Origin of the sequence: Bacillus sp. LNXM12-1 (assembly GCF_003004375.1) — a bacterium.
In the GTDB taxonomy this organism is placed as follows: Bacteria; Bacillota; Bacilli; order Bacillales; family Bacillaceae; genus Bacillus.
On sequence record NZ_PVWX01000002.1, the window covers coordinates 233,747 to 249,546 of the forward strand.

The 15,800-nt window shown below is 42.5% G+C and carries 14 protein-coding genes and 1 riboswitch; of the genes, 11 read left to right on the forward strand and 3 right to left on the reverse strand.

Annotated elements, in window-relative coordinates; translation table 11 throughout:
* The first annotated feature begins 235 nt into the window (after positions 1-235).
* The 6 genes from C6Y07_RS08650 to C6Y07_RS08675 all read left to right on the forward strand — a co-directional run bounded on the left by C6Y07_RS08650 (position 236) and on the right by C6Y07_RS08675 (position 6,165).
* Positions 236-2,179: a BglG family transcription antiterminator gene (locus C6Y07_RS08650; RefSeq protein ID WP_060597568.1), complete on the forward strand. Its 1,944-nt coding sequence runs from the start codon at positions 236-238 to the stop codon at positions 2,177-2,179.
* A 122-nt stretch (positions 2,180-2,301) separates the two neighbouring features.
* Positions 2,302-2,607 carry a PTS sugar transporter subunit IIB gene (locus tag C6Y07_RS08655; RefSeq protein WP_034660433.1) on the forward strand — a complete coding sequence of 102 codons (306 nt, stop codon included), beginning with the start codon at positions 2,302-2,304 and terminating at the stop codon, positions 2,605-2,607.
* A 14-nt stretch (positions 2,608-2,621) separates the two neighbouring features.
* Positions 2,622-3,971, forward strand: a complete 1,350-nt coding sequence (gene celB / locus C6Y07_RS08660) for a PTS cellobiose transporter subunit IIC (protein WP_060597567.1) — start codon at positions 2,622-2,624, stop codon at positions 3,969-3,971.
* Positions 3,972-3,997: 26 nt separating this feature from the next.
* A complete protein-coding gene (locus C6Y07_RS08665) occupies positions 3,998-4,324 on the forward strand; it encodes a PTS lactose/cellobiose transporter subunit IIA (protein ID WP_003215078.1) in 327 nt (108 codons plus the stop codon).
* Positions 4,321-5,649 carry a 6-phospho-beta-glucosidase gene (locus C6Y07_RS08670; protein WP_106156586.1) on the forward strand — a complete coding sequence of 443 codons (1,329 nt, stop codon included), beginning with the start codon at positions 4,321-4,323 and terminating at the stop codon, positions 5,647-5,649. The genes C6Y07_RS08665 and C6Y07_RS08670 overlap by 4 nt, the downstream gene beginning before the upstream one ends.
* Positions 5,650-5,766: 117 nt before the next feature.
* Positions 5,767-6,165 (forward strand): hypothetical protein, encoded by a 399-nt coding sequence (locus tag C6Y07_RS08675; protein WP_034660737.1) that lies wholly within the window; start codon positions 5,767-5,769, stop codon positions 6,163-6,165.
* A gap of 314 nt (positions 6,166-6,479) precedes the next feature.
* Here the strand turns inward: C6Y07_RS08675 and C6Y07_RS08685 are convergent, their stop codons facing one another.
* The gene (locus C6Y07_RS08685) at positions 6,480-7,571 is read right to left on the reverse strand and encodes a branched-chain amino acid aminotransferase (protein ID WP_060597564.1); all 1,092 of its coding nucleotides are present in this window, start codon (positions 7,569-7,571) and stop codon (positions 6,480-6,482) included.
* A 368-nt stretch (positions 7,572-7,939) separates the two neighbouring features.
* On the opposite strand from C6Y07_RS08685, the gene C6Y07_RS08690 reads away from it, so the two are divergent.
* The 5 genes from C6Y07_RS08690 (at position 7,940) to ywaC (ending at position 14,184) form a co-directional block, all read left to right on the forward strand.
* Positions 7,940-9,367: a DUF1565 domain-containing protein gene (locus tag C6Y07_RS08690; RefSeq protein ID WP_106073049.1), complete on the forward strand. Its 1,428-nt coding sequence runs from the start codon at positions 7,940-7,942 to the stop codon at positions 9,365-9,367.
* 116 nt (positions 9,368-9,483) lie between these two features.
* A riboswitch (SAM riboswitch) is annotated at positions 9,484-9,593 on the forward strand.
* 169 nt (positions 9,594-9,762) lie between these two features.
* A complete protein-coding gene (locus C6Y07_RS08695) occupies positions 9,763-10,881 on the forward strand; it encodes a sugar ABC transporter substrate-binding protein (RefSeq protein WP_106030659.1) in 1,119 nt (372 codons plus the stop codon).
* A 69-nt stretch (positions 10,882-10,950) separates the two neighbouring features.
* Positions 10,951-12,447, forward strand: coding sequence for a sugar ABC transporter ATP-binding protein (locus C6Y07_RS08700; RefSeq protein WP_066031554.1), 1,497 nt, complete (start codon positions 10,951-10,953; stop codon positions 12,445-12,447).
* Positions 12,444-13,457 carry an ABC transporter permease gene (locus C6Y07_RS08705; protein ID WP_034660426.1) on the forward strand — a complete coding sequence of 338 codons (1,014 nt, stop codon included), beginning with the start codon at positions 12,444-12,446 and terminating at the stop codon, positions 13,455-13,457. The genes C6Y07_RS08700 and C6Y07_RS08705 overlap by 4 nt, the downstream gene beginning before the upstream one ends.
* Before the next feature lie 94 nt (positions 13,458-13,551).
* Positions 13,552-14,184 carry a GTP pyrophosphokinase YwaC gene (ywaC, locus tag C6Y07_RS08710; protein ID WP_003215004.1) on the forward strand — a complete coding sequence of 211 codons (633 nt, stop codon included), beginning with the start codon at positions 13,552-13,554 and terminating at the stop codon, positions 14,182-14,184.
* 48 nt (positions 14,185-14,232) lie between these two features.
* On the opposite strand, the gene C6Y07_RS18910 is transcribed toward ywaC, so the two are convergent.
* Together C6Y07_RS18910 and C6Y07_RS08715 are read right to left on the reverse strand one after the other, a co-directional pair.
* A complete protein-coding gene (locus C6Y07_RS18910; protein ID WP_162839379.1) occupies positions 14,233-14,373 on the reverse strand; it encodes a hypothetical protein in 141 nt (46 codons plus the stop codon).
* Between the two features lie 19 nt (positions 14,374-14,392).
* The gene (locus tag C6Y07_RS08715) at positions 14,393-15,478 is read right to left on the reverse strand and encodes a Rap family tetratricopeptide repeat protein (RefSeq protein ID WP_060597562.1); all 1,086 of its coding nucleotides are present in this window, start codon (positions 15,476-15,478) and stop codon (positions 14,393-14,395) included.
* Positions 15,479-15,800: the final 322 nt, after the last annotated feature.

Here is a 15,800-nt window from a genome sequence, read left to right on the forward strand (position 1 = left end):
AAGGCGATTACACGGAGGTGTAGCGCCTTTTTTTATGGTTTCTGCCAGAGTCCTACAAAAAGATTCATAGGTCATTAGATATGGTTTGTTGTATAAATAGGGGCGTTTGTCATATAAATGAGTTGGCAATTTTTATTTCTTTTCAGTAGAATATGAGTAATGAAGAGAACTGCAAGCGTATACACCTTGTCCAGACAAGGCAGATTCTCCACCCTTACATAAGGAGGCCGATCTGATGCTGAGTAAAAGACTGGCGCACATCTTAAGTCAGCTCATGGCAGCGGAGACCCCGCTCACAAGCGCTGCGCTTTCTGTCAGCTTACAAGTGACAAGCCGCACCATTCGTACAGACATCAAGGAACTGAACGACCGTCTCGCTCCTTATCAAGCGGCTGTATCAGCTGTTCGAGGAGCTGGCTATGAGCTGTTGATCAACGATGAGAATGCCTTTCGCCGTTTTATGAAAGAGGAGGTCGAACAGGAAGAGCCACTGGCTGTTCTGCCGGAGGAGCGCGTTCGGTTTATTTTAAAGAAGCTGCTTCTCGCAGAGTCTTATGTGAAACTGGAAGACTTACAGGATCAGCTGTTTATTAGTAAATCGACGATGAGTAACGATATGAAATGGGTCAAACGCAAGCTTGAGCCCTTTGATCTGAAGCTGGAAGCGAAGCCGAATAAAGGCTGCCGGATCAAAGGATCGGAGATGAAAATTCGTTATTGTATGTCAGAATATTTATTCAATGAACGCCGTTCCTGCCAAACGATGCTGAACACAGCAGTCACCATTTTGCCAAAACATGAATTGGAATTGATTCAGAAAACAATGATTGATTATATCAATGAAGAAAGAATGAATCTATCAGACATTTGCATGAATAATTTAATCGTTCATGTTGCGATTGCCTGCAAACGGATTAGACACGGAAACTATGTATCTGTTTTGCCAGAGGAAATCAATGAGATACCACAGGCAAAGGAATATAAGGTCGCTAAAAAAATGGTGGAACGCCTTGAAGGACTGCTGGACGTCTCTTTTCCACAAGAGGAGATCGTCTATATCGCCATTCATTTATTAGGAACAGCCAAAATGGTACAGTCCTTTTCATCGAGTGGTCAAAAACAAATTGTGGATGATGACACGAGCCGTCTTGTTCAGCTTATGCTCCAAGCCATTGATCAAAAACTGCAGCTTGATTTAGCCGGCGATGCGGAATTAATGATTGGACTGAGTCTGCATTTAAAGCCAGCTATGACCCGGTGTAAATATGGAATGAACTTAAGAAATCCGATGCTTGATGAAATAAAGGCGGGGTATCCACTTGCTTTTGAAGCAGGTATTATCGCCAGCAGGGTCCTAGAAGAAGAGGAGGGGCTGAGTATTCATGAGAATGAAATCGGATATATGGCGCTTCATTTTGGTGCGGCTTTAGAGAGGAGGAAAATGGAGATTCCGCCGAAGCGATGTCTCATTGTCTGTGCATCTGGTGCAGGGAGTGCAAGGCTGCTTCAGGATCGTTTGCGGTCACAATTTGGGTCAAAACTGACCATTTTAGGAACAGCAGAGCTTTATTCGCTTCCGCATGTGTCTTTACATGCCCTGGATTTGATTATTACAACGGTCCCGATTCAGATGGATTTACCGATTCCAGTCATACAAGTAAACACCATTTTGGGAGGCGGCGACTTTTTAAAAATTGAAGAAGCCCTGACGAGTGAAACAAGGGTGACATTGGCCTCTCAATATATGAAAAAGGAATTGGTCTTTACAAAATGCGCCTTTCAAACAAAGGAAGAGGTCATCACCTTTCTCACGGAAAAAATCATCGATATGGGTTTAGCACCAGCAGAGCTTACACCTTCTGTGATGGAAAGAGAAGAAGCTGCACCGACATCCTTCGGGCATTATACAGCCATTCCGCACCCTATGACGCCGCTGACAGAAGAGACGTTTTGGGCGATATGTACATTAGAAAAACCGATCATATGGGGAGAGAAAAAAGTTCAATTTGTCTGCTTGCTTTGTGTCGAAAAAGAGAATGCCAAAGATTTAAAAGGGATGTACCGTCTGCTGGGCGAGCTTGTGCATAATGTGAAATTCATTCAGCATCTCATCGCCTGTGATACATTTGAAGACATGCTGGATATCATGTATAAAAAGGTCCCTTCGTACAAGAACTAACAGTGTGATCTTAACTTTTTCCGCTTCCTAAAGGAAAAAGTATAGGTGTTTATGAAAGCGGTTTCATAATATGATGAATGTGTAAAGAAAAGCTTCACACTTTCAAAAGGGGGCGTTTACACATGAACATCTTATTGGTTTGTGCAGCAGGTATGTCAACAAGCTTACTAGTCACAAAAATGGAGAAAAGCGCACAAGAACAAGGAAAAGACTATCGTATTTGGGCAGTATCAGGAGATTCAGCAAAAAGTCATATTGATCAAGCCGATGTGCTTTTATTAGGACCACAGGTTCGATATTTATTACCACAAATGAAAAAGCTCGGAGAAGAAAAAGGAATTCCAGTCGACGTCATTAATACCGTGCATTATGGCGTATGTAATGGGGCTGAGGTTTTAAAATCTGCTGAACAGTTAGTGAACGGATAAAGGGGGCGGAAGGGATGAATGGATTCAACCGATTTCTAGAAGAGAAGGTCATGCCGTTTGCAGGGAAGATTGCCGCTCAAAGACATTTACAAGCATTGCGTGACGGAATTGTTTTAACCATGCCTCTCATTATTGTCGGTTCACTGTTTCTCATTTTAGCCAACCTTCCGATCCCAGGATACAGCGATTTTATGGCAAGTATCTTTGGAGCTGAATGGGCCACGAAACTATCCTATCCTGTTAATGCAACCTTTGACATTATGGCACTTGTTGCCACCTTCGGGATTGCCTACAGGCTTGCTGAAAAGTATGCAGTGGATGCCCTATCATCTGGTGCGATCGCTGTTGCAGCTTTCCTTTTGGCGACACCATATCAAGTTCCTTTCACACCTGAAGGCTCAACAGAAGCCATCCTAGTAGGTGGGGGAATTCCAGTCACATTGATGGGCAGTAAAGGGTTATTCGTTGCCATGATTATTGCCATGCTTTCAACTGAAATTTACCGATTCATTGTCCAGCGGAATATCGTCATTAGGATGCCTGATGGTGTACCGCCAGCAGTGAGTAAATCGTTTATCGCACTTATTCCAGGTTTTGTGGTCATCACGCTGATCTGGGTCGTTAGACTTGTGATTGAGATGACACCATTTGAGAGTATTCATAATATCATCACGGTCTTAATTGGCACACCGCTTTCCATTCTTGGTGGAAGCTTAGGCGGAAGTATTGTCGCCATTGGTGTGCAAATGCTCCTCTGGGCATGTGGTATTCACGGAGCAACCATTGTCGGCGGCGTCATGGGCCCAATTTGGCTCGGTGCGATGGATGAGAACCGTCTCGCATTCCAAGCAGGAGAAGTGCTGCCAAATATCTTCACAGCGCAGTTCTTTGAAATCTTCATCAATGTCGGCGGAAGCGGTGCAACGCTTGCCTTGGTGCTGACGATGATCTTACGTGCCAGAAGTAAACAAATGAAACAGCTTGGCCGACTTGCCATTGGGCCAGCCATCTTTAACATCAACGAACCGATCATTTTTGGAATGCCGATTGTCATGAACCCAATGCTTCTCATTCCGTTTATCCTTACGCCAATCATGATGATCATCACCACATATATCGGAATGAGCACAGGACTTGTAGCAAAACCGGCGGGGATTGCTGTCCCATGGACTATGCCGCCCATCATTTCAGGCTATCTCGCCACAGGAGGCAAAATCTCTGGTGCTGTCATGCAGCTGATTAACCTGGCGTTGTCATTCGCTTTATACTACCCATTCTTTAGAATGTGGGATAAGCAGAAATTAAAAGAAGAAAGTGAGCTAGAAACAAAAGCATCAACTGATGAAAATGTCGTCAGCATGTAATAGAGGAAACAAGGGGGATGCGGCCGATGGAAATGGAACAAATTGTGTTTCAACTCATCTTACACGGCGGGAATGGCAGAAGCTCCGCGATGGAGGCCATTACATGTGCAAAGCAAGGAAATTTTGATGAGGCGAAGCAAAAATTGCAGGAAGCACAAGACGCGTTAAATGAGGCGCATCACGCACAAACAGAGCTGATCCAAGGAGAAATTAGAGGAGAAAAGACCGACATCAGTCTCTTAATGATCCATGCCCAGGATCATCTCATGAACGCAATGACCGTCAAGGAACTCGCGGCGGAAATCATCGAGCTCCATGAAAAAATGAAGCAACTCGGAGGTGTCAATTCATGAAAGATGGAATCAAAATTGTCACAATAGGCGGGGGATCGAGCTATACGCCTGAGCTTGTCGAAGGGTTTATCAAACGATATCATGAATTGCCTGTAAAGGAATTATGGCTAGTGGATATTGAAGCGGGTCAGGAAAAGTTAAACATCGTGGGCGCTCTCGCGAAACGCATGGTTGAAAAAGCGGGTCTGCCGATTGAGGTACACCTGACGCTTGACCGCCGGGAAGCCCTGAAGGACGCAGATTTCGTGACGACACAATTTCGTGTAGGACTGCTGGAAGCACGGGCAAAAGATGAGAGAATCCCGCTCAAATACGGCGTCATCGGTCAGGAAACGAACGGACCAGGCGGTTTATTTAAAGGACTTCGAACCATCCCAGTCATTCTAGATATCGTGAAGGATATGGAAGAACTTTGTCCAGATGCATGGCTTGTGAACTTTACAAATCCGGCAGGCATGGTCACAGAAGCTGTATTACGCTACACAAATCTAAAAAAAGTAGTCGGTCTATGCAATGTACCAATTGGGATGAAAATGGGGATTGCCAAGGCGCTTGATGTGGATGTTGAGCGGATCGAGGTACAGTTTGCGGGCCTCAATCACATGGTCTATGGGTTAGATGTGTATTTAGACGGGGTCAGCATTATGGATCAAGTGCTCGATGAATTGGGAAATCCGAATAGTCAGTGGTCTATGAAGAACATTGAAGCGAAAAACTGGGAACCTTCTTTTGTGAAAGGCTTAGGGGTGATCCCATGTCCGTATCATCGCTATTACTATAAAACGAAAGATATGCTGGAAGAAGAGCAAAAAGCGGCCCAAGAAAAAGGAACAAGAGCAGAGGTTGTACAGCAGGTCGAGCAAGAATTATTTGAGCTCTATAAAAATCCTGATTTATCGATTAAACCACCGCAGCTCGAAAAAAGAGGCGGGGCGTATTACAGTGATGCGGCATGTAACTTAATCAGCTCCATCTATAATGATAAGCATGACATCCAACCTGTCAATACAGTGAACAGAGGGGCGATTGCCAGCATTCCGGCTGAATCAGCGGTTGAAGTGAACTGTATCATTACGAAGGACGGACCAAAACCAATTGCGACGGGCGATCTGCCTGTAGCTGTGAGAGGGCTCGTTCAACAAATCAAATCATTCGAGCGTGTGGCAGCAGAAGCGGCTGTAACAGGAGATTACGAGACGGCTCTTGTGGCGATGACGATTAATCCGCTTGTCCCATCTGATGAAATTGCAAAGCAAATTTTAGATGAAATGCTCGAAGCGCATCGTGAATATTTACCGCAATTCTTCAAATCAGTCAAAGCGTAAAACAAAATGGCCCCTTTATGGGGTCGTTTTTTATCATTGCCCCATATGGGAATTCAAGAAAGAAGTGTATGATAGAAAAAACAGCATGTATGGCTTCAAAGAAAGGACTGTTTGAATATGGTTGCAATTGGTTTAATGCTTTACGGCTTTATCGTTCAACCACTGATGAGTTACGGCACAGTGGTCTTGTTTTTGTATGGCATCATTGCTTCATTTATTGGTCTTATTCGTCATAGACAGTATGTGTGGATTTATGTTCTCCGCCTGCTCGTTTGTTTTACCATTCCAGTGACCAACCTGTTGATGTATTTCGCAACGATTGGTGGAGATGAAAGAGACTTTGATTTCCAGCCCATGCCGCTTGTTTATTATCTTGTCTTTATCCTAGAAATCATCATCGTCTTTTTACCAGAGATCTTTTTACTGATCGAAAGAAAGCGGAGCATAAAAAGGAAACAGTGGATATATGCAGGGGCGATTGTGGGGGTATCGGTCTTGTTTTGGTGCACGATTTGATGGGCGGCTGACTGGACATCTGAGTCTATTTCGCCTTTTTGTTGTGTAGCCTCTTTCGTCTAACCTTTACAAAAGTAATGGAAAGAACAAGGATAAAAATCCCGAGAACCTTAAATAGAAACCGGGTGAGGAACGGTGAATCGTCGAAACCTGTAGCTATGATCATCGATCCGATGCAAATACCTAAGAACGCTAGTAGATAAGTAAAAAACATACCATCACTCCTTATACGTATGATTACCATTATAAGGTATATTGGAGGGGTAAATAAACAAAAAAAGAACCCTTCATGACTGAAAGGTTCTTTTACATGCTTAAGTCTGTTTGACGACCGAGTCGACTTCTACTGTCCAGCCGAAGATATCTGGCTGTGTTCCTTTTTGAATACCAGTAATGGCTTCGTACAATTTCTTCGATACTTCACCTGTTTGACCATCTTGAATTACATATGGCTGATCGTGATAAATTAATTCCCCGACAGGAGAGATGACGGCCGCCGTTCCAGTTCCAAAGATTTCTTCAAGCTCACCTGATTGATGTGCTTCAATTAACTCATCAATCGAAATTTTACGCTCTGTCACTGGAATACCCCAATGTTTTAACAGCTCAAGTACAGAGTTACGGGTGATGCCTTCTAAAATGCTGCCGTTCAATTCAGGCGTCACGATTTCTCCTTTGATTTTAAAGAAGATATTCATACTCCCGACTTCTTCAATGTACTTTTTCTCGACTCCATCAAGCCAAAGAACCTGTGAAAAGCCTTTGGTTTCAGCGACTTGCTGTGCCTTGAGGCTTGAGGCGTAGTTTCCAGCTGTTTTGGCATTTCCTGTCCCGCCCTTAACGGCACGGACAAATTCGTTTTCAACTGCAATTTTGACCGGGTGGATGCCTTCTTTATAGTAAGATCCCACTGGAGATAAGATAATCAGCAGCTTATACGTGCTTGACGGCGCAACGCCTAAATACGGCTCAGTGGAAATAATGAATGGACGGATATACAAGGAAGTGCCCTCTGCATCAGGTACCCAATCCTTATCAATGCGAATGAGTTCATTTAAGCCCTCTAAAACCGTTTCTGTATCAATTTGCGGGATACACAGGCGGTCATTGGATCTGTTTAAGCGTTCCATGTTCTTTTCCGGACGGAATAAGAGAATTTTCTGATCCTCAGAAACATAAGCTTTTAAGCCTTCAAAAACAGATTGCCCATAATGGTAGACCATCGAAGCTGGGTCCATTGGAATGGCCTGATAAGGTATAATTCTGGGATCGTACCAGCCTTGATCAATGGAATAATCCATCACAAACATGTGATCTGTGAAGATTTTTCCGAATTCAAGTTGATCAGATTGAGGTTTTGGTTTTTTTGTTGAACTAAGTTCAACGCGGATGGGTTGTTTTGGCATCGTAAATCTCCTTGCTGTTTGATTATTTGAAAATTCTAATAATATGAAATAATTATGATTCTATTCTATACCTTCACAAAATATAAGCAATAGCTTTTCTGGAATTCAGATAAGAAAAATCTGTTAAAGCGCTTTCCTTCTCTCTGCCATCAGTCTGCCTCATGTCACCCCTTTTTAATAAAGAAATAAAATCCAAATGCATTATTAACTGATTAATCTGACAATTTAAAAGCGGATGATTTTCCTGTAAGATATTCTTTCAACCATACACCTTTTGACTAGTACATTGCAAGGGGCATTCTCATATTTTAATCCTCTTTTTTTTAACCGATAAAGGAAGAAGAGAAGTGAAAGGAGCAAACAACAAGATGAAACGAGCGATACTAGGCATTTTACTTATTTTATTCATGACCGTGATCAGCTTCGGCTGTCAAGCGATGACAGAGGAGGCTGGCGCTAAGCAAAGCACAGCCTATTACGTGGCGCCAAACGGAAACGACAAAAACCCGGGAACGAAGCAAAAACCTTTTCGCACGCTGAAAAAAGCGGCAAGTATGGCGAAAGCCGGGGCAACCATTTACATGAGAGGCGGCACATACAAAGAGAAATTGATTGTCCGCCATTCAGGTACAAAGAAAGCACCCGTTATCTTTCAAGCTTACGGAAAAGAAAAACCTGTCATTAGCGGGGCTTCTCTTAAAGGAAATCAAGCAGATGGCGGTCTTGTCACGATCGATCAAAAAAGCTACATCACCCTCAAAGGTCTGACGGTGGGACATCTCAAGACGAATAAGGAAGATGTGACACCAGTCGGTATTTTCATCAAAGGAAGCGGAAAAGGCGTCAAACTGCTCAACAACCGAGTGTATGACATTCAGACGAAACACAAAAATGGGAATGCGCACGGTATTGCGGTCTATGGAACAAAAGCTCCTGCGGCCATTGAAGACATTGAAATCAAAGGAAACACTGTTGAAAAATTAAAGCTTGGCTTCAGTGAAGCGCTTGTGCTAAATGGGAACGTCAACAAGTTCCGTGTGACACATAACACGGTTCGCCACACAGATAATATAGGCATTGATTTAATTGGTTTTGAGAACGTAGCACCTTCTAAAAAGTACGATCAAGTCAGAAATGGTGTCGTATCTAAAAACAAAGTATATGAGATTACGAGTGCAGGAAATCCAGCCTATGGCAAAGACATCTCCGCTGGCGGAATTTATGTTGATGGCGGGAAGGACATTGTGATTGATCATAACATCACACATCACAATGACCTGGGGATTGAAGTCACAAGTGAACATAAAGGAAAAATGGCAGATCGCATTCGCATCGAACACAATCAAGTGTATTTGAACCGTTATACAGGCATTTCAATTGGCGGCTATGATAAAAAGCGAGGCGGAACAACAAATACGACGATCTCACATAATATTTTGTACAAAAATGACACAGCCGGCTTAGAAGGCGGTCAATTGTTGATGCAATATCAAGCCGTGAACAATCGAATCACGAATAATATTATGACAGCGAGTGCGTCGCATTACTTAGTCGTGAATCTTTATGGAGTGAATCAAAAGAATACCTTCCAGAAGAACGTGTATGACGACCGAAAAGGTGCAAAGACATCACAGTGGGTATGGCGCGGGAAATGGATGGAAGGCTACAAAACGTATCTCTTGAAAAGCGGCCAAGATAAAGGATCAGCACACCTCAATCCACAATTTGTGAATGAGAAAAAATATGACTTTCGCCTGAAGAAATCATCACCTGCTAAGAAAATCATCGGAAGTTAAGCATGTCTGAACCACAAACGCATTGTTTTAAATTTTCAAAAAAATCATTGACATTGATGTGACATCACATTAAAGTAAAGAAGACATTTTAACTAAAACAAAATTTCATAACGGATCTCTTATCAAGAGAGGCAGAGGGACTGGCCCTATGACGCCCGGCAACCGTTTCTACTATAGAAATTGGTGCTAATTCCTGCAAAGCTGTTACAGCTTTGACAGATAAGAGAGGAAGATTTCCCGATACATGTTTCATGCAACGGTGATCAAGCCTCTCTTTCCAGGAGAGGCTTTTTTTTGTCTCTTTTTCAAATGAAAGAACAGTTTACTGGCGTTTTCCCACTGTTTTACCTAGTTTTCCGATGTGAAAAATAAAAACAACTTGAGGAGGAACAGCAATGAAGCGTAAGCATTTTACATCATGTCTTATATTATTAATGGTATTGACGATCCTATTAACGGGCTGCGGCACTGGATCAAGTGCAGGCTCAAAGGCAAATGCGAACGAAAAGGTCTCCTTTGACAATGTACCGAAGCGATTTGCAAAGGGACAGGGAGCAAAAATTAAAGTCATCCGTAAAATCGGAGGAGATGATCATACAGCGCAGTTTTTAGCTGGGACGAAGGCAGAAGGTGAAGCGCTTGGCTTTACGGTAGATGTCTACACCGCAAATGGAGATACAGCGAAATTCCATGATGCGATCTCTCAGGCGCTGGAAGAAAATTATGATGGCTTTATCATCTCTCATGGGGACGACGAGGCGACCGTCGCTGACGTGAAAAAGATTACAGCGAAGGGCATTCCAGTCGTAGCGTTTGATTCGAATCCTAAGCTGAAGGACATCAAAGGGGTCACAGTGACGTCTCAAGATGACGAACAATTAGCGAAAAAATCATTAGACGCACTCGTATCTGATTTTAAAGGAAAAGCAAATATTGCATACCTCTGGGTAGATGGGTTCCCGCCAATGGTGAGACGAAACAAGGTCTATCAAGAAACGCTCAACCAACACAAAGGGATCAAGGAACTTGACCGCTTTGGCATTGCTTCCTCTGATACGTCTGTTCAAACGCAAAATGCAGTAGCAGCCATGCTGAATAAATATCCAAAGGGTAAACTTGACGCTATTTTTGCCACGTGGGATGCCTTTGCCATTGGCGCAGCAAGAGCGCTAAAGGAAGCAGGAAGAACAGAAGTGAAGATTTACGGGATTGATGTGTCAAATGCTGATCTTCAAGAAATGACAGCGAAAGAAAGTCCATGGAAGTACACAGCAGCGGTTGATCCGAAGCTCATCGGCGCTGTTGACGTGAGAATTCTTGCGAAGAAAATAGCGGGTGAGAAAACGCCATCTTCCTATGACCTTGAGGCCTCTCTCATCTCGCAAAATCAGCTTCAACAAGCAGGAAAAGCCATCAATATGGTCAATCTTGCAGACGAAGTGAAGGGGTTCGGCTCATCGACTGCTTTTGAAGAAGATTGGATGAAGACCTTGAAGAAGCATTATACAAAATAAACGACGTGCACTCTCTTCCATAGAGAGTGTTTCGTTTTTCAGATGATGATCATGAGAAGGAGGACACCTATGACTTCGCCGCTTGTTTGTATGAAACATATTTCGATTGAATTCCCAGGAGTAAAAGCGTTAGATCAAGTGAATTTTACATTAAAAAAAGGGACGGTTCATGCGCTGATTGGAGCGAATGGTGCTGGGAAGTCCACGTTAATGAAAGTTCTTTCTGGCGCTCATTCGCACTATGAAGGAAGCATCCATATCAATGGTCAGGCGGCATCCATTCAAACCCCAAAGAATGCGGCCTCATATGGTGTGCAGACGGTCCATCAAGAAGTGGATACGGCGCTAGTTCCCTACTTAAGTGTTGGTGAGAATATGATGATGCATCAGATTGAGAAAAAAACATTTGTCGGCTGGAAAGAGCTGCACCGTAAGGCAGCTCAACTATTAAAAGAAATGGACATCGACATCTCCACAAAACGCCTTGTGAGTGATCTGACCCTTGCAGAAAAACAGATGGTGCTCATTGCCAAGGCCGTTTCGATTAAATGCAGCATTTTAATCTTAGATGAACCAACGGCCCCTCTTAGTCATACAGAAACAAGCAAGTTATTCTCAATGATTGATCGGCTGAAACAGAATGGAACGGGCATTGTGTTTATCTCCCATCGCATGCCTGAAATTTTCACCATCTGTGATGAACTGACAGTGATGCGAAATGGAACCGATGTCGCAAAACACCTCGTTCAAGATACAAATCCGCAGCAGATTATTGAAGAAATGCTAGGTGCGCCATTAGAGGAGCAATTCCCGCTCCGTACACCTTTGAAGGATGCACCTATTGTGCTTGAAGTGAAGCAGCTAAACGACCAGCATAAATTACGCAACATTCATCTTCACGTGAAAAAGGGAGAAATTCTCGGAATTGCAGGCCTTGTCGGTGCTGGAAAAACGGAATTGTGTAAAGCCCTTTTCGGCGCCTCAGAAAAAAAGACGGGAACTGTGCAGCTTCATGGTCAAACCGTTCGCATCACATCGCCTCATCAAGCCGTGAGAGCTGGAATGGCCCTTGTGCCGGAAGAACGTAGAAAGGAAGGGGTTCTAACAGAAGAGAGCGTGGGATGGAACTTAACGGCTGCAAGTCTTCGTTCATTCTCAAGAGTGTTCAGCTTCTTACATCGTTCGAAGGAAAAGCGGGAAGCAGACGTAATCGTCAAACGGCTTGGTGTCAAAACCCCATCTCTTGAAGCAAAGGTGAAGCATCTATCCGGTGGAAATCAACAGAAGATTTCCATAGGAAAATGGCTGCTGGCTGAAGCGGATATCTATCTCTTTGATGAACCAACAAAAGGCGTTGACGTTGGAGCGAAAAAAGATATTTTCACCCTGATTGCAGAGCTTGCCGCCCGCGGGAAATCTGTGATTTATGCGTCAAGTGAGCTGTCGGAGATTGCAGGTATCGCAGACCGAGTCTACGTGCTGTATGATGGCAGCATTGCCCGGGAAATGACTGCGCCAACGACTGAGGAAGAGCTTTTATATCATTCAACAGGAGGACAATCATGAGTGAACGACAAATTCCAGCCCCTGTGCAGCAAATGAAAAAACAGCGGCCATCCTTTCATCTATTTGATTTCTTTTATCGATATGGCACGATCTTAACCATTGTCGTATTGATTGTGGTATTTGCGGCAGCGAATCCAGCGTTTTTGCAATCAGGGAATATCATCAATATATTACGGTCTATCTCCATTGTGACCATTATTGCGGTGGGCCTTACCATCTCATTGGCAGTAAACGGCTTTGATTTATCAGTCGGATCAGTCGCAACGTTATCGAATGCAATTGTGATTTCTATGTTCGTGTGGTTTTCGCAAAACCCGCTGATTGCGATCCTCTCTGCGCTAGCGGCTGCCCTTATTGTTGGATTACTCAATGCCTTGATGATTGTCAAAATGAAAATTCCAGATATGCTCATGACATTAGCTATGATGTTTATCATTCAAGGACTGGCTCAAACGTATACGAAAGGGGCGACCATTTCTGAAAACATGGTGCTGCCTGACGGTACATTCTCAACGGGCACAATCCCCGCCTTTTTCAGCAAAATCGGCCAGGTGCCATATATCATTCTCTTAATGGCAGCCATTGTGCTATTTGCACATGTTTTCATGACCTACACAAAGCACGGCCGATTTATGTACATTATTGGAGGGAATAAGGAAGCGGCTCGATTGTCCGGTATTCATGTAAACAAATATAAAATCGCAGCATATCTGCTCTCGGCTTTATTTGCAGCAATCGGTGGTATTGTGCTGGCATCAAGGGTGATGACAGCGGAAATAAATGCTGGCGCACCTTATTTAATGGATGGCGTAGCGGCAGCTTTTATCGGTTTTTCCGTCATGGGAGCAGGAAAGCCAAATGCATTTGGTACGTTTATTGGGGCTGTGCTCATCGGTATTTTGCAAAATGGACTTGTGATGATGTCTGTCCCTTATTACGCGATGGATATTGTGAAAGGCTCTGTACTCGCGCTTGCGCTGGCGTTAACGTATTACAAACAGCGAGGCTGACGACGTATTTTTTAAAACCTTTTGAGTCCTTTCTCCGTCTAGTAAACGGAAAGCGGTGCAGCCGCCGTTTCCCAAAAGGAGATGACAAAAAGAAATGAATATGTCAGCAACTCATGTAGAAGATTTGAAAAACGTCATGGAAGACTGGAAAAATGAATTATTAGTATATAAATTTGCATTAGATGAAATGGATACAAAGTTTTCAATTATCAGCCAGGAATATAATTTAATCCATGGACACAATCCAATAGAGCATACAAAATCACGAATCAAATCCTTTGAAAGCATTGTAAATAAATTAGCAAGAAAAGGATGCGACATCACAACACAATGTGCCAAGGAGTATATCCATGATATCGCAGGTGTCCGTATCATCTGCTCTTTTATTCAAGATATCTATAATATTATGGATGTATTGAGGCAAAGAGAGGATCTAAAAATCCTTGAAGTGAAGGATTACATTCAACATCCAAAACCAAATGGCTACAGAAGTCTTCATTTAATTGTGGAAATCCCTGTGTACTTAACGAATCGTGTGGAGCATGTGAAGGTTGAGATTCAGGTGCGGACCATAGCGATGGATTTTTGGGCGAGCCTTGAACATAAAATCTATTATAAACTGCAAAACGATGTCCCTCATCAGCTGACCGATGAATTGAAGGAAGCGGCAGATATCGCCCATTACTTAGATGAAAAAATGCAAAATATTAAACGAGAAATTGATTAGCGCATAGAAAAGAGCAGCTGTTATATTCACAGCTGCTCTTTTTCATTTTTAAGGATTGGTGCCGCGGTCTCTCTTTTGAATGATATCTTGAGATTGTGCAGATTGGCTGTCTTTTTGGATAGAAGCGCCAATGGAAACACCTGTTATCAAGAGTGTCAAAATCGCAGTTGTGATAAACCATTTTTTCATCATACATCACTCCATATTTTTAACAAGTTTTTAAGGACAACGCCTTGTTCCAGAAATAAGTGGATTCTTCATGAAGTCCAAGATCCGTTAAGTAAGCAGCTGCATCCTGACAGATGGCTTCAAGATCGACAAGGAAATTCATAGATTCTAATTGATCACAATAAGATTTGATTTGCTCCATCATGTTGTCTGGCTGAAGCATAAGTGTTTCTAAAATGGATAATTTAAGTGAAATGTTTCGTTGTTTTAAATTTTCTGCTTTTTGTAGTGAAAGCTGTACATAATAGTGGAACAAACCAGGCTTTTTCAGCTTGAACAGTGCTTTTGTATAAGCATACATGGCAAGTAAGTAGCCGCCTGGAGAAGACGTTTCAAATGTCTCGATCAATAAAGCTTTTTCTAGGAGCGGCACAGCTTCACTGTATTCATTTCTAAGACTTTTAATAAAAGCTGCATTGCAATACGCGTGACCAAGTAAATCTGGGTCTTCCATTTGTTCTAGTGAATGAATTACTTCTTCAAATAATGACTCTGCCTCATCATATTTCGATTGATCAGCATAATTCAAAGCGAGCATCATTTGACAGCTGATTGATTTTTTCACATAACATGGATCTGCGTCATAAATAGATGAAGCCATCTTTAAGTGGTGTATGGAGAGAAGCGTGGACCTTATATTATAGTAAAGACACCCTGTTTTATAATGAAATTCTGCTTTTTCAATGTCATCGTGCACGAGATCTAATTTATCCTCGGCCAATTTTAAAAGGTGAAATGCCGTATCCTGATTGCCTCTGCGCATTTCATACATCCCTTTAAAGAAATAGAAATAGTAACTGAGCATGTCATCTGTACGGATCGCATTTTCATCAACAAAAAGACTATGATCCAACGAAGCTGTATCTTCGATGAGATCCTTAAAACGGTACTCTAGCAATTGATAGTAAAGTAAGACGTCTTGATTCTCTTCCATTCGATCAAACGCTTGAAGAATCTCTTCTTTTAGCTGGATCGCACCTTGTATTTCTCTTTTTTTCATCATGACATACCAGTCATTTAACATATTCGCTACATCAACGGACGACAAAACACCTGTTTCGGCCAATTTATATCCTCCTTTCTTCATCTATCCATCTAGTTCGATGTCCATTCATCTGAATTCACTTTCCATATTCAGTATCTTCTTATATTTTAAGCGCTCTCTTGCAATTTGTAAAACATGTTTTTTGATGTAAATTCAACCAGTTGTGAAAGAAATAGGGATCATCCATCTTTTTGTATGCGTTTACATATTTTTAGGTAAAAAGAGGGTTTTGGAAAAAATATATTACGATATCAATAGAGAGAAGAAGGTAATTCAAGAGTCTGTTTTCGTATGTTAGAAAAAACGGAGATTTTCAAGGTGATGTCTCGTTTTTTCGTAAGAT